The organism is Bradyrhizobium sp. IC3123, from assembly GCF_020193625.1.
GTDB classification, from domain to species: domain Bacteria; phylum Pseudomonadota; class Alphaproteobacteria; order Rhizobiales; family Xanthobacteraceae; genus Bradyrhizobium; species Bradyrhizobium yuanmingense.
Map to the genome: position 1 here is coordinate 63,844 of NZ_JADYVF010000023.1, position 23,496 is coordinate 87,339.

Annotated in this window: 16 protein-coding genes and 1 pseudogene; 13 read left to right on the forward strand and 4 right to left on the reverse strand. The window is 58.1% G+C overall.

Annotated features, from left to right (window positions below; all coding sequences use genetic code 11):
• Positions 1-867: 867 nt before the first annotated feature.
• Together I6F20_RS36035 and I6F20_RS36040 are read left to right on the forward strand one after the other, a co-directional pair.
• Positions 868-2,427 (forward strand): acyl-CoA dehydrogenase family protein, encoded by a 1,560-nt coding sequence (locus tag I6F20_RS36035; RefSeq protein ID WP_225130952.1) that lies wholly within the window; start codon positions 868-870, stop codon positions 2,425-2,427.
• Positions 2,428-2,491: 64 nt separating this feature from the next.
• A pseudogene (locus I6F20_RS36040) lies at positions 2,492-2,700 on the forward strand (transposase); the annotation flags it as partial.
• Positions 2,701-4,455: 1,755 nt separating this feature from the next.
• Here the strand turns inward: I6F20_RS36040 and I6F20_RS36045 are convergent.
• From I6F20_RS36045 to I6F20_RS36050, 3 genes are all read right to left on the reverse strand, one after another.
• Positions 4,456-5,274: a YopT-type cysteine protease domain-containing protein gene (locus I6F20_RS36045; protein WP_345944122.1), complete on the reverse strand. Its 819-nt coding sequence runs from the start codon at positions 5,272-5,274 to the stop codon at positions 4,456-4,458.
• A 761-nt stretch (positions 5,275-6,035) separates the two neighbouring features.
• Positions 6,036-6,443, reverse strand: a complete 408-nt coding sequence (locus I6F20_RS38555) for a DUF7694 domain-containing protein (RefSeq protein WP_463671671.1) — start codon at positions 6,441-6,443, stop codon at positions 6,036-6,038.
• 2,048 nt (positions 6,444-8,491) lie between these two features.
• A complete protein-coding gene (locus I6F20_RS36050) occupies positions 8,492-8,698 on the reverse strand; it encodes a hypothetical protein (RefSeq protein WP_225130962.1) in 207 nt (68 codons plus the stop codon).
• Between the two features lie 302 nt (positions 8,699-9,000).
• Here I6F20_RS36050 and I6F20_RS36055 point away from each other — a divergent pair, with 302 nt between their 5' ends.
• From I6F20_RS36055 to I6F20_RS36080, 6 genes are all read left to right on the forward strand, one after another.
• Positions 9,001-9,270 (forward strand): hypothetical protein, encoded by a 270-nt coding sequence (locus I6F20_RS36055; protein WP_225130964.1) that lies wholly within the window; start codon positions 9,001-9,003, stop codon positions 9,268-9,270.
• Positions 9,271-10,177: 907 nt separating this feature from the next.
• Complete coding sequence (locus I6F20_RS36060; protein ID WP_225130966.1) at positions 10,178-11,647, forward strand: acetyl-CoA carboxylase biotin carboxylase subunit; 1,470 nt, start codon at positions 10,178-10,180, stop codon at positions 11,645-11,647.
• Between the two features lies 1 nt (position 11,648).
• The gene (locus I6F20_RS38280; protein WP_225130967.1) at positions 11,649-12,152 is read left to right on the forward strand and encodes an acyl-CoA carboxylase biotin carboxyl carrier protein subunit; all 504 of its coding nucleotides are present in this window, start codon (positions 11,649-11,651) and stop codon (positions 12,150-12,152) included.
• Position 12,153: 1 nt separating this feature from the next.
• Positions 12,154-13,761: an acyl-CoA carboxylase subunit beta gene (locus tag I6F20_RS36070; RefSeq protein ID WP_225130969.1), complete on the forward strand. Its 1,608-nt coding sequence runs from the start codon at positions 12,154-12,156 to the stop codon at positions 13,759-13,761.
• Positions 13,762-14,251: 490 nt separating this feature from the next.
• Positions 14,252-15,262: an anthranilate phosphoribosyltransferase gene (trpD, locus tag I6F20_RS36075; protein WP_225130979.1), complete on the forward strand. Its 1,011-nt coding sequence runs from the start codon at positions 14,252-14,254 to the stop codon at positions 15,260-15,262.
• Between the two features lie 256 nt (positions 15,263-15,518).
• Complete coding sequence (locus I6F20_RS36080) at positions 15,519-15,704, forward strand: hypothetical protein (RefSeq protein WP_225130980.1); 186 nt, start codon at positions 15,519-15,521, stop codon at positions 15,702-15,704.
• Positions 15,705-15,985: 281 nt separating this feature from the next.
• Here the strand turns inward: I6F20_RS36080 and I6F20_RS36085 are convergent, their stop codons facing one another.
• Positions 15,986-16,276 (reverse strand): hypothetical protein, encoded by a 291-nt coding sequence (locus I6F20_RS36085; protein WP_225130982.1) that lies wholly within the window; start codon positions 16,274-16,276, stop codon positions 15,986-15,988.
• Positions 16,277-17,016: 740 nt separating this feature from the next.
• Between I6F20_RS36085 and I6F20_RS36090 the strand changes: the two genes are divergently transcribed.
• The 5 genes from I6F20_RS36090 to tnpB all read left to right on the forward strand — a co-directional run bounded on the left by I6F20_RS36090 (position 17,017) and on the right by tnpB (position 23,443).
• Positions 17,017-18,141 (forward strand): M20 family metallopeptidase, encoded by a 1,125-nt coding sequence (locus I6F20_RS36090; RefSeq protein ID WP_225130984.1) that lies wholly within the window; start codon positions 17,017-17,019, stop codon positions 18,139-18,141.
• Positions 18,142-18,981: 840 nt separating this feature from the next.
• Complete coding sequence (locus tag I6F20_RS36095; RefSeq protein WP_225130986.1) at positions 18,982-19,359, forward strand: hypothetical protein; 378 nt, start codon at positions 18,982-18,984, stop codon at positions 19,357-19,359.
• 151 nt (positions 19,360-19,510) lie between these two features.
• Positions 19,511-21,043 (forward strand): class I adenylate-forming enzyme family protein, encoded by a 1,533-nt coding sequence (locus I6F20_RS36100; protein WP_225131013.1) that lies wholly within the window; start codon positions 19,511-19,513, stop codon positions 21,041-21,043.
• Positions 21,044-21,206: 163 nt separating this feature from the next.
• On the forward strand, positions 21,207-22,523 hold the full coding sequence (locus I6F20_RS36105; protein WP_225130996.1) for a preATP grasp domain-containing protein: 1,317 nt from the start codon (positions 21,207-21,209) through the stop codon (positions 22,521-22,523).
• Between the two features lie 641 nt (positions 22,524-23,164).
• Entirely contained in the window at positions 23,165-23,443 is a 279-nt protein-coding gene (gene tnpB, locus I6F20_RS36110) for an IS66 family insertion sequence element accessory protein TnpB (protein WP_225130998.1), read from the forward strand.
• The last annotated feature ends 53 nt before the right edge of the window (positions 23,444-23,496 follow it).

Genomic DNA, 23,496 nt, shown 5'->3' on the forward strand with positions numbered 1-23,496 from the left:
GGGCCCAGACTTAATTTGCTTGTGACTTTTCCTTCGGCGGGGAAATGGCCTCGGTCGACGTTAAACGGGTCCAGCACTGCGATGGAAGTGGGCCTGTCGCTATTTCAGTCTCACGAACCTACCTCTGCTGAGTGTTTGAACCCTTCGTCTGGCGCTTATCCGGCGCCGCCTACCCGTTTTCGACCTTCTTGCCTACTTTCCTGTCCTGACGCGTGGTCCCAAGCGCCCAAATACCTTTCCTGCAGTTTCGCACTTACATCTCATGGCGAGAGCGCTTGTTTGAAACCCCTCAGGAGAAGTGCTCATTGTCAAGAGCCACAAGATGTCCCGTGGAAGTGCCATGATTTAGCGTGCGCTTCATTTTTGTCCTCGCGGATGGGCTCCGCTTCGCCTACTGGGCCCTGAACTCCGCCGCAGGGTCCTACCATGATATCTGTTTTAGAGAGAGTGTGTGTCAGCAGGTTGCGCAATTGAGGCTGTTGAGCATACGGCCAGGCAAATCACGGGGAATGACTTTTGAGGATGCAGCGGGACCGAAACTTTGGACTACCCAGAAGTAGAGTTTTACGACTCTGAACACTTTGGCGGGCTGGTTGCGCCACGTGAGTTCGCAGCAAAATCGGCGATCTATTGCCGATTGCCCTCCGGGAGCATTCTTTGTTGTAGAATTTGCGCCAAATCCCCACGTTTCCTGGGCGTCTGCATGGCTGAGGAACTGATCGGCGCTGAGATCGGCCGGGAAGCGGTAGGCGCAATAAACCCCCGTCCCCGACAACGTGCTTATACTGCGCTTGCATCCACACTATACCAATGTGTAGCCAAGCTAGCCACGCGGATGAATTGGCCCGAAGCGGGGCCGGGATCATTATGGGCCTTATGGCTATGTATACTCAGGTTAACGCCCAATTCGGTGAGGCGCAGGAACGCACAGCTGAGGGCCGTGCAGCTGCACTTTTCTCCAGTTTGATCGCTGACCTCAGTCAGCTGAATTTCGCAGACGCTGATGACCGCCGAGCATTCCCTCCAACCCTACACAGCATCTTGGCAAGGCATGGACTGTTCGGGCTCACCACACCAGGAGAGCACGGCGGATTAGCTCTTTCCTTGCAAGAGGCCATCGACCTCATCTCCGCCACTGCATCCTTCGACGTCTCCGCTGCCTCCACCCTCGTCATCCATAACTTCCTAGCCTTGCCCTGCATCGAAGCGGCACCGCACATCCCCGAACAAAAGCATATCATTCGGGGTGCAACACGCGGCGATCTCTGCGCTTTCGCTTTGACCGAGCCTGGAGCTGGCTCTGCCCCGAGGCATATAGAAGCTTCGGCTCTCATGCGCGAAGATAAAGTTCGGATCTCTGGCCGCAAGATCTGGATCGGCCTCGCTGACTGGGCTCGCTGGATCGTTTGCTTTGCTCGCGCGTCTGGTCCCGATGCGAAAGGTCGGCTCGTTGGTGTACTCGTTGACAGGCAGGCTCCAGGGCTAAAGGTCACGCACGAGCATCGCACACTCGGTCTACGTGGCATTATTCAGAATACTCTGGAGTTTCAGGATGTCGAGGTGCCGCGTGCTTACGTGCTCTCTCGCGATCAAGACGGCTGGGGCGCGGCGTCATCTAGTATGAACCGCGGCCGCATCGGTGTGGCTGCTATGGGTCTTGGAGCGCTTGAGCGCGCTATCCAGCTCGCAGCCTCTTATGCAAGCCATCGTCGACTCGGTAAACTGCGTATGATCGAGAACAGCTACATCGAGCAGTTATTTGGGCAGATGGTGCTGCGGCGGGAGGTCGTGAAGGCGATGCTGGCAGCATCCTGCCGACTTGTTTCAGCGCAGGGCGCGCCCAACGTCCACCTTGCGTCGGCAACGAAGGTTTTGTCCTCGGAATGGTGCGGTCTTGTCGCTGATCAATGCGTCCAGCTGTTAGGTGGCCGTGGTTACGATGAGGGAACGCCTTTAGCTAAAATCTATCGAGACGCTCGCATCCTCCGCATCTTCGAAGGTCCGACTGAGGCGCTCTTATCACACCTCGGCCGCTGCCTCCTCTCTAAAGCCACCCGTGATGAAATAGCCGATCTGTTTCGGTCAGTTGGTGCGGCTTCAGTCCATGCTGCTGCAGTTGAGGAACTCTCTGGGCTCCATGAGACAGACGGTGCCGTGCTGATCTATGCGGGTTGGCTCACCACATTGGGCTTGGCAAAAGCTGTCATGTCTGCTGGTTGCTTCTCTATCTCAGATTGCGCCGCAGCAGCGGCTGACCTGGTCAGTTCCGAGCTAGCAACTCTCCGTACTCGCGCGCCGGCACGGCAATCTGTCGAAGTCCGCAATCGGGCCAGTCGGACTCTGACCACCTTCCTTCAAGACGCGGCTTGTTCTATTCGCTCACCTGTTCTCACTGACGATTACCTTAAGCTAGTGCAGTATGTCTGAGAACTAGCGGATGCCGGACCTCTTTCCACCTGGTGGTCCCGCGCGCGACTATGCAACTCCGGAAAGCCGAAGACTCAACGGCGAGATCAATCGGCGGACCGAGGTGGTCGGCATCTTCCCCAACGAGGACGCCATCGTCCGCCTCATCGGTGCAATTCCTGCCCGATCAGAACCACGAATGGGCCGTCCAGCGCGCCCATTACATGACGCTGGAAGCCATCGCAACGTTGAGCGATGATCCCACCATCAAGCCTACCGGCGATCGCCAACTGACCTCCCGGCTCCAGCCGCTGGACGCCGTGACCCGCCGCCCGTTGCACTATGACATGGGACACGATCGCATCGTATCATCTACGTGACACCCGACCACAATGTCGAGAAAGAGGGGTCCGTGAAAGGCAAGCGTAGATCGGATCCCGTTTTGACTGGCCGTTCACGGCTATTTTGGCCCGCGTGAAGCGCTGATGCGCCTTCCATTTTCCGGACAATGCGGAGACAGCGGCCTCGAGCGCTATCCGGTCGATGAAGCGGCGATCGAATCTCTCTGGGCCGCACGGACGCATATGTCCGTGCTCGGGACGAGAGGGGTCACCTATGACATCGAGGTATTCCGACATAGTCCGGCACACCGCCGACATCCGGCGGCATCGAGTAAGAGTGGAAGGCCGTTCGTTCGCCTGTTGTCGGATCACTTTTCGCGCTTGATCGGATGGGCCCAGCTGTCGTCGAAGTCGCAGAGATAATGGATCGTCTTTCGTGAATGATGTCGCGGAGCCGCGCCTTGCAAACATCGATGGGCTTCTGATGACACTTTCTGCGACACATGGCACATGCGAGTTTCACGACCTCTTTGAAGAGATCGGCTTGTGTCTATGCTTGACCATACCCTTAAGTCGGACGTCCGCTGGACAGACGCGTGGGTTCCAGACAGGAGCATCGACCCACCCACACCGGCCGCTTTCGTTTTATAGATCGCGTCGGGTTCGTCAGCTTTCGGAAAGCTAGTCCGTGTACAATGCCGTTGAAGTTAGCGGCGCGTGGTAGGGACAGCGCTTGCTCCGTGTATGCGTGGGGCTTTTGGGCGCCGAGTCACGTTTCTGCTAACTTCAACCAGTGCGGGCGTGGCAGGGACAGCGTCTGATCCATCCAGCCCGACCAGCGCCGAGTCGCGCCCGCGCTGCTTCCGGTGTGAGACTGGAATCATATCTAAACCACGGGGCGACGTCTTCCAGATCAAGCTAATAGCCAGCTTGCGCGCATTCCGCGGAGAGGGCTCCGGGTCGCATGTCACCTGGCATTGTTCGGGAAGTGTCAAATGACCTTCTAGCCCAGCTCGATGCAAAGTTTGACCGTCAGGCTTGGAACGAACCTGCGTCGGTTCCGGGGCTGAGGTCTTCTCCAGAGCTGAACGTCAGCGGAAGTGCAGCGACGAGGACAAGGCGCGGATTGTTGCGGAGCTCGTGGCGAACGTCGACTCGGTCGTGCGCTGGTGCGACGGCATGCATTGTCGTCCACGGCAGCTGTCTGGCTGGCGAGTTCAGTAGAGAAGTGGCCGGCGACGATTCCGAAGCCGACGAAATACAGCTTGTGCCGCCTGTGTTGGATCCGTGATGCTTGCCCTTGGCCCTGAGCGTAAGGACGAAAAGCGCCGAACCCCACGCGAGGAGCTTAACCAGCTTTCATGCAAGCTCTAACGGGCCAACGGTCCTGCTTCAGTGCAAGCGAAGCCCATTCAGTCTTTGACGCGCGAGGGCACGAGCTCATGAACCCGAGTGACCGGCCAGCCTCTCTCTGAATATTCTCCCCCTCGCTGCACTACTTCCAGAGAGCTTCCGTCGAGCGTGCCCCTCCAACGTCCGAAGGGCGCCGGTGAGCTCCGCTACCACGTCGGGCGCACGTTCAGGGTGCCACAATCCGTCTTCCGTGCCGTGGTGTTGCACTGTCGGACGCGACGCGGCTGTCCGGCATTAATCGCGAAAGCATCCGCGCGTGGGATCGGCAAGGCCCGTTTTGGAACCTCCGCAACACTCACGTCATCCTCTGTGTGACGACCATCGATATATCAAGTCCGTTCGGCGGGTTGCGGTAGCGGTCGGCAAGACTTTTGAACAAATCACCCATCTGATCTGACCGAACTGTAAACTCTCCATAGTTAGGATCAAAGAGGGTCGTCATTCCGTTCGATGTAGACGTTGCGATCATGTGGGCGTCACCTTCGGCGAATCGCAAGCTGACCAAATAGATCGATGGATCGTGGGTGACCTCGCTCACGATCTGGTCAATGCGCGAAGATGTACCAAACCTATATCGCTTTTGCTCGGCGGACGGCTCTAGGCCAGCTTCGCGTAACATCGTGCTTCTTGCCTGAGGATTGTGAGAACTTTCCGCCGACTTGAGGCGTTCATACCGCTGCTGCAGCACTGCGGCTGAGCTGTGAGTTTCAGTACCCGGGCGGAGCGCCCTCATCCGGGATGAAGGACTGCTTGGGAGATTGCGGATCCACTCCGCTGCCAATCCAACGCAGATGCCGTTGACATTGGCCTCGGACAATTCAGCAGTCCTGTAACCGAACAGAGGAGGGATAGGCCTCGCTGGAGAGGATGGACTTGAGCTGGAGGACAAAGAGGTTATGCTGGAATCTGAGGTGCTTGGACTGTAAATGTTTGCATCGGAGGTATGTGGCCTGCTGCAGCAGAGCCCCATTTTGTCGGGCAATTCCCCAGGTGACGAGCTCTCCCGTCGAGCGAGATCCATCAGTGTTTGCGCAAATTCGCTGCTGTCTGCCGGCTGACGCGGTTCGTTAGTTTGATTAGGGCGTGTGGATTGACCACTAACTCGATTATACATGGCGGCTCGCCTGCCTCTTCAGCGTACGTTTCCTCAGAGCGAGGGCGGGCTGCTTACGCCCTGCCTGCGAATGCTATTGCGGCAAGCTGACGACGAGCTGACAACCAAATAGGCTTGGAGAAGCTACCGCCCGAGTTGGCTATTTGGCGACTCGACCGTCTCTGCTCATCAGCCCCGCTTCAGATGAGGAGTAGTGCCGACGAGCTACCGGCTCTTGCAGAGCGACCGGTAGGCCTAGCTTGAGCAATTCCGCATGCCGTCAGGGTGACCGGACCCCGGCTCGTGGCGTAGGCGGCGCCTGGACAGCGCCTTCGTCAAACTGAATTCGGCCTTCGCTTTGGCTTCGGTCTCAGCATTTCGCGTTATGCCATTCGGTCGGCACATGCTTTTCGCTTCGTCGGATCGTCCAGTGATTGACTCGTGACAAGTCGTCTGCCCGGTGAGACGTCGTTGTTGCTGCCGAACCGGCGTTCAGCACGGTACTGCAAACACTGGTTTGAATGCCACCAAGACCCGAACTCCAATTCGTTCCTTCGATAATAATTGGTCCCAAGCGCATACGAGACATCTCTTGAACCGGATCAGTGCACCATCAGCAGCTCCTTTGAAAACAGCGATTTCAGGCTCAGCACCCCTGCACAGTGCAACAGGCGATCGGCGACTATATCCGCTTGCGACGCCGCGTTCCGGCGGCGCCGAACCGGTGCTTCTGCACCCGCTCGGCCTCATCTTCCGCTCAGATGTCCTTTTAACTCAGCTCATCATGCTGTCGCGCTCATCTGGGCGAACAACTTTGCGGCTTCTGATGGCCCTAGCCCAACGATGCCCACAAAGCTCGGCGGCGGCATTGGGATGCCGCGATGAGTGGGTCTCCACAGGTGCAGGCAATATCGGCTGTTATTCACATACTGCGAATGTGGCGGATGCAATTGCATGACACACTCCTCTTCATCCCAGAACAGGTCTTTGACAAAGCACATCTCGTCCCAATTCGGACAGCGCCGCGGCGTCGAGACAGCGACATGCTCCCAGCCAGGACGGACGAATCCACTTATCTTTAGTTCACACCCGCAAGGCCCCTGCACGAGGAACACGCCGCAAGGGCCTGATCCCGGAACGGTAGCGAACCGGCCGTGTTGCACGCGGCCGGCCTCCAGCTTCTCTATCATCTGCGCCCGCACGCCCGCTCCTTTGCCTCTCGGATGGCCTTGAACTCGACGCAGATGACGTTGTCTCGCAACTCGTCAACCGGCTCGATCCTCGGCCCAGCGCTCCTATACCCCTTTTCAGCGCACCATCTGAGAAAGCCGCAGATGTTCATCATCACTCGTTCTCCTGTTATAGTCTTCTAACACTCGCATTGTGGGCGAAGGTCGCTCTCAAGGGCCACTGATTGCCTGAGCATGCGCGATAACACGATCTGCGCGATGGCGAATCAGTCCGCCGATTGCACCTTCCCGCTCGTAAGGCAGCTGTGCCATCAAGCCCCTCTCATGCGAATCATCTTACTTATCGATGCCAGCCAGTATTGGTCGCACGTCGCCGAACAGATCGCGCATCAGCAACAGCAATGTCCGCCATCGCTCTTGCCCACTTCAAGCAAGCGTTAGCGCCCATTCATGTTTCATGGTGACCTTCTTCACAAGAACTTGTCGGCTCTTGGCCGTCACCTCCTCTTCAATGAATTGGTCGGCATCATGGCATGCTCCCTATGGTGGCGTTTGACATCCACATTCTATGATGACTCGCAAAACCACTGCTGGCACCAGTTGATGCTTCGCGGCGATCTTACTGCTTGGTGAGATCGTAGTACTTGACCATTCGCAGCTTTCGGTCGAGTCTGAACGGTGCCAATGCGCCATCTACGTAAGCTCGATTGAATTGTACGGGACCAAATCAAACGGGCCTGCACCAGAGCCGCTGACGCCGAGCACGAACTGTTTTCGAGCTGATAGCATCCAGCGGATCGCCTGCCATCTCGGTGTCTCCTCGTAAGGTGATGGTCAGAAACAATGATTAATCGATCTCTATGAGTGCGACCGTCGGCCGCCTTCCCGCGCTACTACGATACAGCTCTTACGCATTTCTCACGGTATGACGCTCGCGAAGCGCTCACGCTTTTGCTGCTAATGCGGGTGTTGTCTTTCAGACATGGACGTCGCGAATCCGACCTTGGACAGCGGTTCCGTGTCGCCAACGCCCGACAGAGGCGTTTTTGCTTACATCAAAGCGGTGCCGACACTTCTCCGTCGTGGCATGTAGATTGCTGTGGCAACGGAACGCCGACCTTAAATGCACCGACGATACGACGAGCATACCATCGGCCGGATGCTCGCCGCGCTCAGACAAACGATTCTGACACTCTCCTTATGAAAGAGGACCGCGAACTTATGAGTAGTACGAGGCATGCAAAACCCGGCATTTTTCCGTGGACCAGCGCGACGTCTGATGAAATGACGCATTGGCGCGCACCAAAGCAACAACCGATCAAGCATTACGGCGCCGATTGTCGCTCCCGGCAGGTGCAAAGGAGGTGGAACCTTTGGCTGCTGGCTGCACTCCTCATAAATGCGCTGCTTTGGGCCGGTATCTACTGGATCATCGCAGCGCTCTTCTGAAATAATCTCGCGGATGCCAAAGGCGCGAGGAGCTTACCGACACCTCTCGCATGCCGCGGCCGCACCGTATGCGCACCATCAATCGGACGTGGAGACCTCTTCACAGACTTGGTTCCAGTGACACACTTCGCGCGACTACCTGGAAATCCGTCCCTCCGACCAGCGCAAAGTAAATATTGACCGATGCCGCAGAACTCTCGAATTTGCCAAACTGATATGCCATTGCAGCCGCGACGAAGTGCAAAACACTGACCTGTAACAGCTCAACATGTCCCCGCGCGGATGTCATCCGGGCTTCCGCTTTAACTGCGACGCATTGACTCGTCTGGATCCCGCATTTTTCGTCATATGAGAATTAGCTTTCGAGAAGCTGACTAAACAAGTAGACTTGAAGGAGCGTTGGGCAGGCGGCCTGCTCCGCCTTCACCTACGTGTCGCGATCAGGAGCGCGCCACAGGACCGTCAGGATGCCTTGGCCCACGGTGCCCCTCAACGTCCCTTCCAGGCACTGACTTGCAGCTGAGCGACATTTTGCGCGGACCATTAGGTCGGGTAGCGATCAACGGGCTGGGGGCCTTTTGATGATCCGCAGGGACGCTTTACAGCTCTTCCTCAGGCCACGTATCGTCCTCGTTTTTGTGCATCCGCCACACGTGGGCACGCCGAGCCAGCTTGTCGTATTCCACGGCAATTTTAAGCAGCCTGTCTTTGGCTTTTCCGTCAGCGAGCGCTTCCGCTTTCTTTCGCGTTGCTTCCGCACGGCCTCGCCAGTGGTCGGGCTGGTAGAGTTTACTTTTCGGATTCATGCCGAGAGCATGCAATTGGCAGATCAAAGAAATGCGACACCGGCGCTCCGTATAATCACGTAACAGCGACGCTCGTGGCCTCGGTTGCCGAAGCGGGCAGTCGCCATGCACAGCTGCTATTCTGAAACACCAAAGTGCGCCTTGCAGCCGAGGCTCGTACGAAGAATGCACAGCCCCGACATCCTCAGACGATGGGATGCACGAGGGGCTTGAATCGGACCTAGCGTTAGATTGTACGATCCTGGACAAGTGGGAACCACGTCCGACAATCCAGCGGTCCGGACACGTCATGAGAATTGCGAATGTTTGAAACATCTAAACTCACCTGGCGCGACTCGATCAGGACGATAAGATCTTCCAGGCGCATCGTTGTCCGCGCTTCGTCGGAGCTGTTCCTGTCGCGGCTGGACGAAATCGCGCGTTTCGAGATCTGCACGGCAGGCGCTTCCATCACCGTAGCCTCGCCGGAACGGACGCAAGACGGAGGCTCCGCCTCAGATACCCCACCCAACGAACACGGGCGCGACTACACCAAACACAGTCTCGGCCCGCGCCATCATGGTTCGCTCTGAACGATCGAATGCATCATCAACCGTGGCTTGAGCGCACCTGGCTTTTGCCCGATCTCTCTGCCTCGCGATAGTTGGCACGTGCCCTTCCCGCCGGCTACCGCGTCAATAGTCGCCTGGCGGATAGGCTCAGCCAGAGTACCTAAGCACATGTCACGCCCAAGCAATGCCTCGCAACATCCAAGCATGCACAACCGCACAATCACCGGAAGCTCCGAAATGATCACTTGTTTGGCCAGCTCACCCGCCAGTGCATCCCCTCTTCGCGGAGCTCCACCACTAGGGCAGGTGTCGTTTCGTCGTGCCGGACAGATGACCAGCACCGTACAGTCAGACCGCAAAAGTGAAAGGACGAGCTTGCCGGCACAGCACTTAAGCAGTTCCAGCTTGTTTCGCGGTTGACAGGTCATGTTGGCACTTCGCGCAGGAAGAACAATACCGCTGCCCGACCGACCTAAAGGGATATCATGACTCAAAATCAACGAACTCAGCTGCCTTCGCGCCTCACACTCTACTACTGCGCCGTCGCTCTTGCCGTCGCAATGACAGCTCTAATACCCAGGCTGGTCAACGCGCGCGATCAAGCGCCGACCGCAGAGGAGAAAGAGGCTTGCATGGAGGACGTGTTCCGCCTTTGTAGCAGCCACATACCAGATCGCACCGCTATCACTGCCTGCCTCAGATCCAAGCAAGCGAGCCTCAGTCAGCAATGTCGCTACGTGATCTCCGTGCGCGACACTGGCAAAAAAAGCAGCGACTCGAAGTGAAGATGTGCTGCCTGTTCGTTTGCCTCATCCACAGAAGTGGTCCAAGCCTGACCTGCAGGACGGTCACCCGAGGTCAGATGACGAGCATGGCCGCCTACAATTGACCGACGCTCTGGTTCAATCGCGCTTGTCCGGATAGGCGAATGCATAAATTACCCTTCGATACGGTTCTGATCGCCAATAGGGGTGAGATAGCCGCACGTATCATCAAAACCTTGAACAAGCTTGGGCTTCGGTCTGCAATTGCCTACCATGAGGTTGACGCGGGAACCCCGGCCGTCTCAATGGCCGACCTGGCTATTCCGATCAGCGGCCGCACGCCGATCGCAAGCTATCTGGATATCGAGCAGATCATCGCTGCCGCCCGCAAGGCGAACGCCGGCGCGATACATCCCGGTTATGGAATGCTTTCCGAGAATGCGGAATTCGCCAGTAGAGTGACAAAGGCCTGTATTGTATTCATCGGACCCGCTCCAGAAACCATCGAGCTAATGGGCGATAAGATCCGCGCCCGTGAGTTCGTTCAAAGCAACGGCTTTCCAGTCGCACCCTGCGCCATCGAGGAAGATGATCCGGCCACATTCGTTTCGAGAGCGCGGGCTATTGGAGTTCCTTTGCTCGTGAAGCCATCATCTGGCGGTGGCGGCAAGGGAATGCGGATTGTACGCGACCTCGCTACGTTGGAGGCAGCCATTGAGCAGGCGAGCAGTGAAGCGCGTCGCTACTTTGGAGATGGCCGACTTTATGTTGAACGATATATCGAAAGACCGCGACACATTGAAGTACAGGTGCTCGGTGACGCCTTCGGTAACTTGGTCCATCTCTTCGAGCGCGAATGCTCGGTGCAGCGCCGTTTCCAGAAGATCATCGAGGAAACGCCCTCGCCAGCGCTATCACCAGAATTGCGGACCCGGATTTGCGAAACCGCCGTCGGCATCGCCCGTGCAGCGAACTATCAGAATGCAGGAACGGTCGAGTTCATTTTCAGCGGCGGAGAGTTCTACTTTCTAGAAATGAATACACGCCTTCAGGTCGAACATCCGGTGACCGAGATGATCACCGGCGTCGATCTGATCGCCGAACAAGTCTATGCGGCAGCGGGCCGAAAACTTGCACTTTCGCAGTCCGACATTCTTTCAAATGGGCATGCAATCGAGCTCAGGCTTTGCGCCGAGGCTCCCGAACGCGGATACGTCCCGACCACCGGCAAAGTACTTCTTCTCGAGTATCCGGATGGCGCACGAATCGACAGCGGCATCATGCAAGGCCAGCACATCACGGCGGCATTCGATCCCATGCTCGCCAAGATCATTGTGCATTCACCGAGCCGCATAGAGGCTGCTCTGAAAGCCTACCGCGCCGTTCGCGAACTGGTTCTACTTGGGTGCGGGACCAACGCGAGCTTGCTCGCACGGATTCTTTGCGACGAGGCATTTCTTGGCGGTCAGTTCCATACGGGATACCTAGAAGAAAATCCACATCTCGCCGCCGACAACTTTGCTGCCGAAATGTCTGCGTTCCTGGCATCTGCGGCTCTCCTGACAAGACCGGTCCGCGAGTCGGCCGATGCCGTGCCCGAGTTTCACGCAGCGCTCGGTAGTTGGAGAAATTGACGTGTATCACTCATTCGAGGTCGACGGCGTATATCATGAATTGTGGCTTTCACCCAACCAGCGAGACTACCGGCTCCATCTTCGAGACCAGGTGATTGCCCCTGTCGCGTTCAGCCATTGCAATGACAGTAGCGGCATCTTGACCATTGCGGGCCAGAGCGAACCGGTCAGATTCGCCATCGAGGGGGAGCTAATTCACCTCCACATCCGCGGCAGGACGCGCATTTTGCGCTACAACGACCCGTTGCGAGCGTGCGCATCCGGCAATAACGAGACTCACGCTTTGGAGGCCCGGGCGCCGATGCCCGGCTTTGTTGTTGCGATCACAGTTTCGTCCGGTCAATCGGTCTCGGCGGGAATGGCACTGATGACGATTGAAAGCATGAAGCTGGAAACGATCATACGCTCACCACAGGATGGCATCGTCCATCGGATTCACGTCAAGGAAGGTGAGAGCTTCGAGCACGACGCTGTGCTGGTCACGCTCTCTAAAGAAGGGCGCTGAAATGCAGCGGATCGGTTCCGTGGCGAACGTGAACTCGCAGGAATTTCGTCGCAACGACCTGCACAACAGACAACTTGCCGCCGAATTGAAAGAGCGCCAACGCGTTGCCCGCTTCCACAGGCCTGAGCGGGACTTCGAGCGGCTGCGTCGGCAGAATAAACTTTTTGTTCGTGAGCGGCTCGCGGCCTTGCTCGATCCGGAAACTCCGTTCCTAGAGCTTTCGACGCTGGCGGCTAACAAGGCATACGACGGCGAGGTGCCCGGCGCCGCCCAGGTTGTCGGCATCGGCATTGTGGCGGGGCGAGAGGTTATTGTTCACGCCGACGATGCCAGCGTGAAGAGCGGCGCATGGTATCCACTCTCGGTCAAGAAGATCGTGCGGACACTGGATATAGCCATCGAAAACCGTCTGCCGGTGGTTCACCTGTGCGACTGCGCCGGCGGATTTCTGCCTTTGCAGGCGGAATTCTTTGCTGATCGCTACCATGCCGGTCGAATTCTCCGCAATCAATCCGTTCTCTCGAAGATGGGGGTGCCGCAGGTCGCCATCGTCATGGGCCACTGCACCGCGGCAGGGGCCTACGTCCCTGCGCTTAGTGAATACAACATTATCGTCGAAGGCACTGGAGCGATTTTTCTCGGCGGTCCTCCGGTCGTGAAGGCTGCCACCGGCGAACAAGTGTCCGCCGACGAACTTGGCGGCGCTCTCATGCATACCAGCGTGTCGGGCACCTGTGATTACTTCGCAAGCTCCGAAATCCATGCGATTGCGATTGCCCGCGACGTCGTTGCTCGCTTCCACCAACCGGCGAAGACCTCGATCGATCGAGTGGTCCCCGAGCCGCCCGCCTATAGTGCGTCCGAACTCTACGGTATCATTCCAAACGACGCGCGAGCGCAGTTCGACATGCGAGAGATCATCGCTCGTCTGGTCGATGGCAGCCGATTTCAAGAATACCAGCCGCGGTATGCGACATCACTCGTGTGCGGCTTTGCGCGGCTTTATGGATATCAAATCGGGATCATTGCCAATAATGGCGTGCTGTTCGGCGACAGCGCGCTAAAGGGGGCTCATTTCATTCAACTGTGCGACAAGAACCGGACGCCCCTGCTCTTCCTGCAGAACGTAACTGGCTTTATGGTTGGCCGCGAATATGAACGGCGTGGGATCACCAAGGACGGCGCCAAGCTGATCATGGCGGTGTCCGGAGCGTCCGTGCCGAAGTTTACGATCGTTTGCAATAGCTCGCACGGCGCAGGAACTTACGCTATGTCGGGACGCGCGTTTGATCCTCGATTCGTGTTCAGCTGGCCGAATTCTCAGATATCTGCGATGGGCGCCGAGCAGGCCGCCGGAGTTCTCACACACGTCAAGGCGAGACAATTGGCTCGCGCCGGAGGGCGCCTCTCGGAGCAGGAATTGGCAGCCATTCGAGCACCAATTCTTGAAGAATATCGCGAGCGGTCAAGTGCCTATTATGCGACCTCGGAAATCTGGGACGACGGCATTCTTGATCCTGTCGATACCAGAACTGCCCTCGCAATCGCATTGAGCGCTTCGCTCAATGCGCCGATCGATGCGCCGCAATACGGCGTATTCCGACTGTAAGGCAGGACCGAACACGGCTGGCTCACCGCTTCATGCGCGCGGATCAACGGGACGCGTCGATCGCTCTATGAAGGCCGTCCTGCGCACCTTCATTTACAATCCGGTGGCGTTATTTTGTAGAGCCCAGCTGAGATCGGGCTCCATCTCCCCAGCACCAATACTCGCGAAGCAGGTAGAGGAAGCCGCTTCAATGCTCCACGACGGCGGCGCCCGACGCTAAAAGGCTTTGGCGGTGATCCGGTCGGAACACCGCGGTAAAGAGGCCGCTGCGGGCGTGGCAAGCGGGCGCGAGAGAGTGCCATCGGTCCTGGCATCAAGAAACTACAGTGTTCTACTGGCCGACGACCTCCTCTCGACGGCACGAAATGGAGAGCTTGACCCTCACGTAGCGTCAGGTTGTAGCCTCGCCGAGGGCGCCCACACTCAACCGACTGCCGCCTCAAACGTCGCGGAAGAGATCGAGGTTTGAACAAGGAACGTGTAAAGTTCGATGGAAGAGCTTAGATCGATCATTGGCAAAGTTGCCAGCGGCGCCACTCTGACGCGCGAGGAAACTGCGTCAGCCTTCGACAGCGTGATGTCGGGTTACGCGACTCCCTCGCAAATCGGAGGCTTGTTGATGGGGATGCGGGTCCGGGGCGAGACGGTCGAAGAAGTCACCGGGGCCGCCTCCGCGATGCGGAATAGAATGCTGCGCGTGGAGGCGGCTTGCGACCCCGTCGGTATCGCTGGCACGAACGACACCCCTATATATTCGGTCAACGTGTCGACGTGTGCTTCCTTCATCGTCGCCGGGGTCGGCATTCCTGTCGCCAAGCATGCCAACCGCGCTGCGTCTTCGGGTTCAAGCACCGCAGACGTGTTGGCGCGCCTCGGCGTGAAGGTCGATCTCAAGCCTGAAGCTATTGCACGTTGTGTACAGGAAGCCAACATCGGCTTCATGTTTGCCTCGGCCCATTATCCGGCGATGCAGCGCGTCGGCCAGATCCGGACAGCACTTGGAATCCACACGATCTTCAATCTAATCGAGCCTCTGTCCAATCCGGCCAGGGTCAAGCGGCAGATCGTTGGGGTATTATCTCCCGAATGGGTCCAGCCTCTGGCGTACGTCTTGAAGAACCTCGGTGCCGAGTCGGTATGGGTTGTTCATGGCTCGGACGGGCTCGACGAAATAACCCTTACCGGTCCAACCTTTGTTGCTGCGCTTGAGGCGGGTATAGTCCGCACCTTCGAAGTGACGCCGGAAGAAGCCGGGCTCCCCCGCTGCCGCGACGCGCTGGAGAGCGGCGATGCAGAGGCTAATGCCGTTGCGCTGCAAAATGTGCTTGATGGCGTACCAGGTCGATTTCGCGACGCTGCGCTTTTGAACGCGGCAGCGGCATTGGTTGTGGCCGGGCGGGCCTCGACCCTGCGGGAAGGCGTAGCACTTGGACAAGAATCACTTGATGGCGGCGCCGCAGCCGCTCGACTGAAGCGCCTGATCGCGGTTTCGAACGCGTGACAGCCGAGCTGGCCGATGTTCCAGTATTCCGACCAAGACTGTTGCTCACGAGCGCGAAAGTATTGCAGGCGTGAATGCGCGTCACTTCTGCGGGATTTCAAGGAGCGTGCGCCGCCTGCGCTCGCCCTCATCAAAGCAAGTCGCGCTGAGCACGCGGCCCGAGCGCCAACTTTTTTTCGACGAGAGTCTGCTGCAGCCAGAGTTGCCGAGGTGAGGACCCACGAGGAAGCGCGCTGCGCGCCAAAGGAGAGAATCGATGATGTCCTGGCTGAAGGTTGAAGCACAAGGATCTATTGCAGTGTTAGAACACATCATTCGGAAGTTCCGAGAATTGATCGATACAGATGGCTCGATCCCGCCGGAGTTGCGGGGAGCGCTGCACGCGACGCTGGATAAGCATCTTCTCGAGGCAAAAAAACGTATTCTCCTAAAGGCGCTTTAGGTACGCCGATGCCGTCTACATGCGGAGAAACTCTGGTAGCCGCGCGCCGGTACCGAAATCGGCATCATCCCCTCCGCCCGGCGGCCCAGCGAGGTTCCAGCCCAGCTGGTCGGATCGCGACCACAACTCTGTGTGCACTGGCGCGTCGGCGGCCGCTCAGCGCGGTTCTGCTTGAGAAGGGTCCTATTGAAACTCCTGGCGGCGGCAATTCTCAGTTCTGCCGCTGCAATCGCCGATCCCGATAACAAGGTGAGATACTGCACGTCCGTCTGGTCATGACTTCAGCTAATCCAGAGGACATCGAAGTCATAGCCGAGCTCGACCTGAGCTTGCTCGTCACGTAATTCCGACACCGGATACCTTATTAGGGGCCGCCCAATACGGATAAAAGTCGGAATCGGGTACAAGTCCAGAGGCAGATCATGAGCCACCAGTTTGAAATGCCGTCTATCCGACCGACAGAGTTCCGTCAGACCATGCGCAATCTGGCCAGCGGGTGTCGCCATCGTGACGAGCGGAACGGCAGCCGGACGACGTGGACTGGCGGTGAGTTCTTTGACGTCCATCTGCATGGAGCCGCCGTGCCGCTGGCGGTCGGGAGGGGCCCAAGGGTGTTCACCGCTTCGATACAGCGCCCACCGCTATTGCCGAACGCATTTTGCGCGCTCGAATGCGTTTTGTATGACCACAAGGTGCTTGGCACACATACCATCTTTATCGGATGAATTTATCGCGACCCGACAAGGCCGTGGCAATCCATTGATCAACTTCCGGGGCGCGGAACCCTACTGCTTGACTGAGCGCGGTGGCATCGATCCCTGGCCGCTTCCAGCGACAGTCGTCGAACAATCGACCGGGCTGCAACTGTTTCACTGATTAGAGCTCGTATTGAGAGGTCCGTCCCCTCAGCTCAGGCGATTTCGGCGCTTCGCCGCTCGTACGATGCTGCCGCTGGCCGGCGACCTTCCGCGTTGAGAGGCGTGGGGGTCACCTGGTCAGGACAATGCGATTTGCGCGGATCTCGCAGGAAGGTCCTGATCAGAATAATTACAGCTCACCAGAACGACCAACTCCAGAAGGGCCTTCTTCTTAGGTCCGCATAATCCCGTCGAAAACTACCAGCTTTGGTAGCTCAAGTTAAGATCGACAGGCGCGTACATCGTTGCCGCAGCAAGATCGGATCCAGAGGCACGCCTGGGTCACAACGGCTGGCGACCCTTTAGATGTTCGGCCTCGATTCTGATGTGAGTACATGGTTGATGTCATGATCTTGCAGAACGATAACAATCGAATTCAAAGGCGTCAGACAACTATGTCCAGCAACGCGTTCGAAATCGCCCCGATTCTCGAGGGCATTCGCCGCTGGGTCATGATCGAATCTCCGACGGAGCGGCCGGATCAGATCAACAAACTGGCTGATGTCGTCGCAGCAGGCTATCGCGACCTGCCCGCCAGCGTCGAGCGCGTTGCGGGGCATGACGGCTGCGGCGATCATTTGGTTATCCGCTCTTCTTGGGGGCAGGGCGTACCGGGCCTTCTAATCTTGAGCCATCTCGACACAGTCCATCCGATGGGATCCATCGAACGGCTACCCTTCAAGATCGACGGCGACAGTGCGTTCGGCCCCGGCATCTACGACATGAAGGGCGGCGCCTACCTCGCCTATCACGCATTCCGGCAGATCTGCGCCGATGACGCACGCCCGCCGCTCGGCATCACCCAGCTCTACGTCTCGGACGAAGAGATTGGCAGCCCAACCTCGCGCGCGCTGATCGAGGCCGAGGGCCGCAAGGCCAAATACGTGCTCGTGACCGAGCCGGCGCGCGACGGCGGCAAGGTCATCACCGGGCGCAAGGGCGTTGCGCGCTTCGAGGTATTCATAAAGGGTGCGGCCGCGCATGCCGGCACGCGCCCCGAGGACGGCCGCAGCGCGATTCGGGAACTCGGCCATGTGATCCAGACGCTGGAGGCGATGAACGATCTCACGCGCGGTATCACCGTCAATGTCGGCGTCGTCCGCGGCGGCACCAGGCCAAACGTGATCGCGGAACTGGCCTACGCGCAAGTCGACATGCGCGTCCCGACCATGGCCCATGCCGACGAGCTGGTGCCGAAGATTCTGGGCATCAGCTCGCGCACCGAGGGCGTCAAGGTGAAGGTATCAGGCGAATTGAACCGTCCGCCATATGAGAAGACCAGCGCCGGCGCCGCGCTTTACGCACACGCCAAACAGCTTGCTGCCGAGCTTGGATTCGAGCTGCTCGACGCGTTCAGCGGCGGCGGCTCCGATAGCAATTTCACCGCGCCGCATACCGCGACCCTTGACGGCCTTGGCGTCGATGGCAAGGGCGCGCATACGCATTATGAGCAACTCTACATCTCGTCGATTGAACCTCGCGCGCGGCTGCTGTACCGCCTCTATCAGACACTGCGATAATCGCGAAGTCAGTGACCACGAGGTACGTTGGATGACGCCCGCCGGCACATTCGCGGGATCGTTTCTCCAACGCCGCAAGGGCTATAGGCTGGTGCCCCTATCAGGCCGACCTCATCGAAAACTATCGGTCGGCCGCATTTGGCATCGCACGGTCGGCGCCAGATAGACGTGACTGAGCTATTCAATGACGGCGCAGCGGACTTCACGCGCGCAATCGGCTGCAAGGGCAGCGAGCGCCTGGTCGAAGGGCAAGCGTTTCCGGCAATGGGCTCATCGGCAGGCGACCCTGATCTCGACGGGAGACGAACTTTCTTGGCTCACATCGCAGCGCTGAATGCTTGCGACAGCACACCGGCCGGCGGCCCTTTTCCGGCAGCCTGAGAGCTTGGCCACGTTGTCACAGGCCCAAAAAAGGGCTTGAATCTCACGTAACGTTAAGTTGTACGGTCTTGAGGTTAGCACCTATCTCGGTCTGTCGCCGGGATTGTGAAGGATTGAGAATGTCTCAGCTGGTCAGATCCAAGCCCCCATGGTCGGTCGTGATCCTCATCCCCGATGCTGGGTCGGTCGGAAGGGCTATGCAGCGAGTGCCGGTTGCGGAGCTACTGCTCGCACGTAGCTTTGAATGGTTCGGCATTCCGGAACCGAGACTATGTGACTGTGCTGGGCCGGGCCACCAGACAGGCGTTGAGGTCAGAATTGATGGACGTAGACCTCCATCCGAAGCCCCAGCGGAGGGTCGCTGCTTCCTGAATCTGAACCAAACCCCTCCTCTGGCGCGACACCGCGCCAAAATCAGTTGGCCGAACCGGCTTTCCGCTCTGTTCAAACTGCTTTCCCATGGCTGGCAAGGCAGACGGCGGGCCTGCGCAGGTTTTCAAAGAGCCTGAGCTGCAAGTGCCGCTCCGCGCAACCACCCGGCATCGCAGATATTGCTTGGCATTCTGGAGCAGCAAGTTGAAAGCGCCCGACGACGTCAAGAAGGTCCTGTTAATCGACCATATTGAAGGCCAATGCCGTTGCATCATCGGCTTCAAAGATGGAGATGCCAGAGCGGCCTATATGTGCGGCGAGCCTGTATATCAAAGACGCGGCAAGAAACTGTCTTCGTGGTGTGCCTATCACTACCGACAGATGCACACGACCGCCGCCGAGCAGAGAGTCAGTGATCAATCGCCCGAGATCCCTCAAGCAATATCCATTGTTCGCAACCCATGACATCCATCAAGAAGGCCTAGGCCGTGTCATCATAGCCTGTACAAGGGCCAACCGAAGCATGTGATCGGAGCCTCGCCAAGCAATTCCGGGTTGCGGCTGAAGCGCATCGGGACAAACGTAATTTGCGAGCCTGAGGCGCATGGATAACAAGTTGGATCTCTGCACACTGATCGAGCGAAACGCTGCGTATACTCCCGGCAAAACCGCGATCCGTTTCGAAGGGCAGAGTCTCAGCTACGCCAGCCTCAATCGACGGATCGAGCGGATCGCTCGCGCCTTCAAGAGCCAGCTCGGCGTCCAAAGGGGAGACCGGATCGCGATCCTCAGCCTCAACAGGCCTGATTATCTGGCGCTGCTCTATGCGTGCGCGAGGCTCGGCGCAATCCTCATACCATTGAATTGGCGTCTTGCGGCCGCCGAGCACGCTTTCATTTTGTCGGACTCCGGGGCAAAAGTGCTCGTTCTTGAGCAGTGCTTCGGCGCAGCTTTGCCTGTCCTGACGAAGCAAGTGCCCCATGCCTCTCTTGTCGGGTTGGACTTTACGCCTCTCGGCGGCTGCAAATTGGACGATCTCCTGGACGGAGACTGTGGCGACGGACGCAATCCTCGCGCGGAGCCGTCTTGCCCGCTTCTGATCGTCTATACTTCGGGCACCACAGGGCGACCGAAAGGCGCCGTGCTGCGTCAGGAAGCGTTGCTCTGGAACGGCATCATGAGTCAGCACATGCATGACCTCACCTCGGCCGATCATACGCTGGCTGTTTTGCCGTTCTTCCACGTTGGTGGCTTGAACATCCAGACGACGCCGACTTTGCATCACGGCGCGACGGTGAGTATCCACACCCGCTTTGGGGCGGAGACCATGCTTGATGCGTTCGAGCGTGACCGGCCGAGCTTGGCAGCCCTGGTGCCAGCCATGATGCAAGCCCTGGCCAGCAATGGTCGATGGGAAAGCACCGACCTATCCTCGCTCAGAGCAATCTGTACCGGATCGACGATGGTGCCTCAGCACCTTGTCGAGCGCTTTGTCGCGCGCGGCGTTCCAGTCCTGCAGGTTTACGGTTCAACGGAGACCTGCCCGATCGCTGTGTATACGAAGCTCGGCGGAAATCTCGTGCCTGAGGGCTCAAGCGGCTTGGCAGGTCTCTGCTGCGAAGCGGCGATCCTGGATGATTCGGGCCGCAAGTTGCCGCCCGGTAACCCAGGCGAAATCGCAGTCCGTGGACCCAACGTTTTCTGCGGATATTGGGGCAATCAACAGGCAACGCGTGAGGCTCTTAGCAATGGTTGGTATCGCACTGGGGACATTGGCCGCTGCGACGCAGATGGATATATTTGGGTCCACGACCGCAAGAAAAACCTGATCATTTCGGGCGGAGAGAATATCTATCCGGCAGAAGTAGAGCGTGTGCTTGCGGACCATCCGGATGTCGCGGAATGCGCCGTGGTCGGTCGACCCGATGCGCGCTGGGAAGAAGTACCGGTCGCTTATGTGATCAAGCGACCGGGCGCCCGGGTCGAGGCGGAAGCGCTGACGGCACATGTCCAGTCACAGCTCGCCCGTTTTAAGGTGCCGCGCGAAATCATTTTCACACAAGAACTACCGAAAACCGCGTTGGGCAAGATCCAGCATTTTTTGCTGAAGGATCGCCACGTGATCAGCCCGAAAGGAGCTATCAATTGAGATCGGCAGATTGGAGGCGCGCCGTACTCTCCCGCTACATCGCAGGTGATATCGAGACGGCGCAAAATCAACCTTCGCTCAGTGCCTCACCACGGCGCAGCAAGTTCAACATTGTGGCCTGACGATCCCTGTCTGATCGCGTCCAGATGCCCGGAGGTCGCGGATGCCGCGGATCTTGATCATGAATGCCGGTACGGCTCAAATGTCGGGCGCCGATCTGACATCAGCTCAACTTTCGCTGGCCGCCAACTCGGCATACCGTTCAGCGTGGTTTGCCCAGCACGGCGACCTAATAGTCTCCCCGGTAGTCATCCCGGCGGATCTGCTATCCTTCATTGGCGCGACGCTCGATTTCGACGCATCGAGTCTTTTTCTCCTTGTACCTGAAGGCGGCCGCCAATCGCCGGTCCTTGATGACTGCACATTGCTGTCCAAGACTGTCGTTGAGCGCATCAACCGACATATTCGTCAGAAATCAAACTGGCGATTGCATCCCTGCTACTCTACTGAAGGCGTCGCACGCCTGGCGGCCATGCTGGGCATACCGCAGACCGGCGACGACTTCGCTCTGCAGCGAGGGCCTGATCTGTTGAACCGCAAGAGCCACTTCCGTCAATTGGCGACAAGCGTCGCACTTCCGCTGCCCAATGGATCTGTCACGACGGACTCAAACGAACTATTCAGAGCGGTCACTTCCCTCAGATCCGAGACCGGCAGAGTCATTGTAAAGCTGGACAATGGAGCCGGTGGGGTCGGAAATGTCATCCTGACCGGCAAAGAAAGCGATCCACTACCTGGGGCAAGAGATACCCGGCTAATTTCATGGCCGTCGTTTGATCCTGACGCGCTTTGGTCTGAGATGACAACAGCGTCGTGTAGGACGCTGGTCGTGGAGTCGTACCACCTGGCCCGGTCTTTGTTCTATCTCGAGTATGAAATCGAGGATGATGGTTCAATCGTTTTCATCAACAGTGGAAACATACGTCTGCGTAAAAGCACAGATCGATCCGAAAGAGCTCTGATCTGGACAGGACTTGAGCTTCCAAGTGACCTGACGAACGAGCAATGGTTGACCGCCCAGGCACACGCCTACCGATTTGTGGCACTTGCGCGAGACCTGGGATATCGCGGAATGATCAACATTGACGCCATTTTCGCGAATCACGGTCGGTTGCTGTTTAATGAAGCGAACGGCCGCTGGGGTGGCGGCTCGGTGTTACACAGTATTGCGGTCCGACTGCTGGGCTTCGACTATTCCGGTTGCAACGTTATTTTATCCGTGAGAAACGTTCGATCACGATCCCTCCAAACAGCGCATGATCGTTTCGGCAAGGAAGGATTTCTATTCGACCGCACACGCAAGGAGGGCGTGATCCCGCTTGCTGCCGACGAAGAGGCTGGCACGGTGGAGTGCCTTGTGATCGCGCGCGACAGGCCCGCGGCCCGCGATCTGCAGCACCGCCTACTGAGAATTGCTTGATTGAGATCCCATCGACCATATCTTGGACCGTTCAATTGATCCGAACTTGCCCCTGCTTTCGATCGCACCTTGAAACCCGTACCTGAGGACGTGACGTGAATGTCTGCTCCGTCTCGCTCTGGCTCTGTCAGCCCAAATCGCGGCTACCCTTAAGTCGCTCGTGCGTGCCGATCGGCGGTAAGCCTCCGAGAAGAGACGCCTTGCAGCGGACTGGCCTGATAGTTGAGAAGATCAGTGCGCTGAATCGACTTGAGGTGGTGGAAACAGGCCGGCGGCGCTGGTCTGAGAGGATAAGGCTCGGATTGCTTTGGAAAGCATGTCCGAGCCACGCCTGGTTGCGGCGACAGCGCGGCGATATGGCTTGTCGCGTTCTCTGCTGGTGACTTGGCGAAGGGCCGTCGCGGCAGACCGGACCAAATCCGAGGCTGGCTTTGTCAAGGCAGTTGTGGCCGAGGGTGGGGCATGGCCCCGGTGGCGGCCTCATCGGAGAGCGCGACAGCACATTGGACGGAGCATCGGATTGAGATAGAGCTGGCTGGCGGGCGGCGCGTCATTGCCGATGCGAGGCTCGACGTTGAGGCGCTTCGTCGGACTATCGAGGCTCCGGATCCGGGGTGATTCCAATCCCTAGGGGAGTTCGGGTGTGGCTGGCGACGGGCCACACCGACATGCGCAAAGGCTTCGTCTCAATTTCGTTGCAGGTCCAAGAGGTGCTGCGCCGTGATCCCCTGAGCGGTCGCTTGTTCTGCTTCCGCGGGCGCCGGGGCGATCTATTGAAGGTGATCTGGCATAACGGCCAGGGAGCATGCCTGTTTACAAAGAAGTTGGAGAGAGGTCGTCTTATATGTGAAGTGGACCCCGGGAGCAGGACCACTGACGCCGCCTTCTTAGTTGGAACTCTCGCCGCTCCGATTTTCTGATATGAGGCCGCGAGGGCCTCTGTCTGCGTCTGTTGTTGAGGTTGTGGGCATGT

Coding starts and splice junctions, on each gene's coding strand:
- I6F20_RS36105 (WP_225130996.1), top strand. CDS start 21,207: ATGCCGCGGATCTTGATCATGAATGCCGGTACGGCTCAAATGTCGGGC.
- I6F20_RS36060 (WP_225130966.1), top strand. CDS start 10,178: ATGCATAAATTACCCTTCGATACGGTTCTGATCGCCAATAGGGGTGAG.
- I6F20_RS36095 (WP_225130986.1), top strand. CDS start 18,982: ATGGCTGGCAAGGCAGACGGCGGGCCTGCGCAGGTTTTCAAAGAGCCT.
- I6F20_RS36050 (WP_225130962.1), bottom strand. CDS start 8,698: ATGAATCCGAAAAGTAAACTCTACCAGCCCGACCACTGGCGAGGCCGT.
- I6F20_RS36045 (WP_345944122.1), bottom strand. CDS start 5,274: ATGTATAATCGAGTTAGTGGTCAATCCACACGCCCTAATCAAACTAAC.
- I6F20_RS36080 (WP_225130980.1), top strand. CDS start 15,519: ATGATGTCCTGGCTGAAGGTTGAAGCACAAGGATCTATTGCAGTGTTA.
- I6F20_RS36090 (WP_225130984.1), top strand. CDS start 17,017: ATGTCCAGCAACGCGTTCGAAATCGCCCCGATTCTCGAGGGCATTCGC.
- trpD (WP_225130979.1), top strand. CDS start 14,252: ATGGAAGAGCTTAGATCGATCATTGGCAAAGTTGCCAGCGGCGCCACT.
- I6F20_RS36085 (WP_225130982.1), bottom strand. CDS start 16,276: ATGCAGATGGACGTCAAAGAACTCACCGCCAGTCCACGTCGTCCGGCT.
- I6F20_RS36070 (WP_225130969.1), top strand. CDS start 12,154: ATGCAGCGGATCGGTTCCGTGGCGAACGTGAACTCGCAGGAATTTCGT.
- I6F20_RS36035 (WP_225130952.1), top strand. CDS start 868: ATGGGCCTTATGGCTATGTATACTCAGGTTAACGCCCAATTCGGTGAG.
- I6F20_RS38555 (WP_463671671.1), bottom strand. CDS start 6,443: ATGATAGAGAAGCTGGAGGCCGGCCGCGTGCAACACGGCCGGTTCGCT.
- I6F20_RS36055 (WP_225130964.1), top strand. CDS start 9,001: ATGTTTGAAACATCTAAACTCACCTGGCGCGACTCGATCAGGACGATA.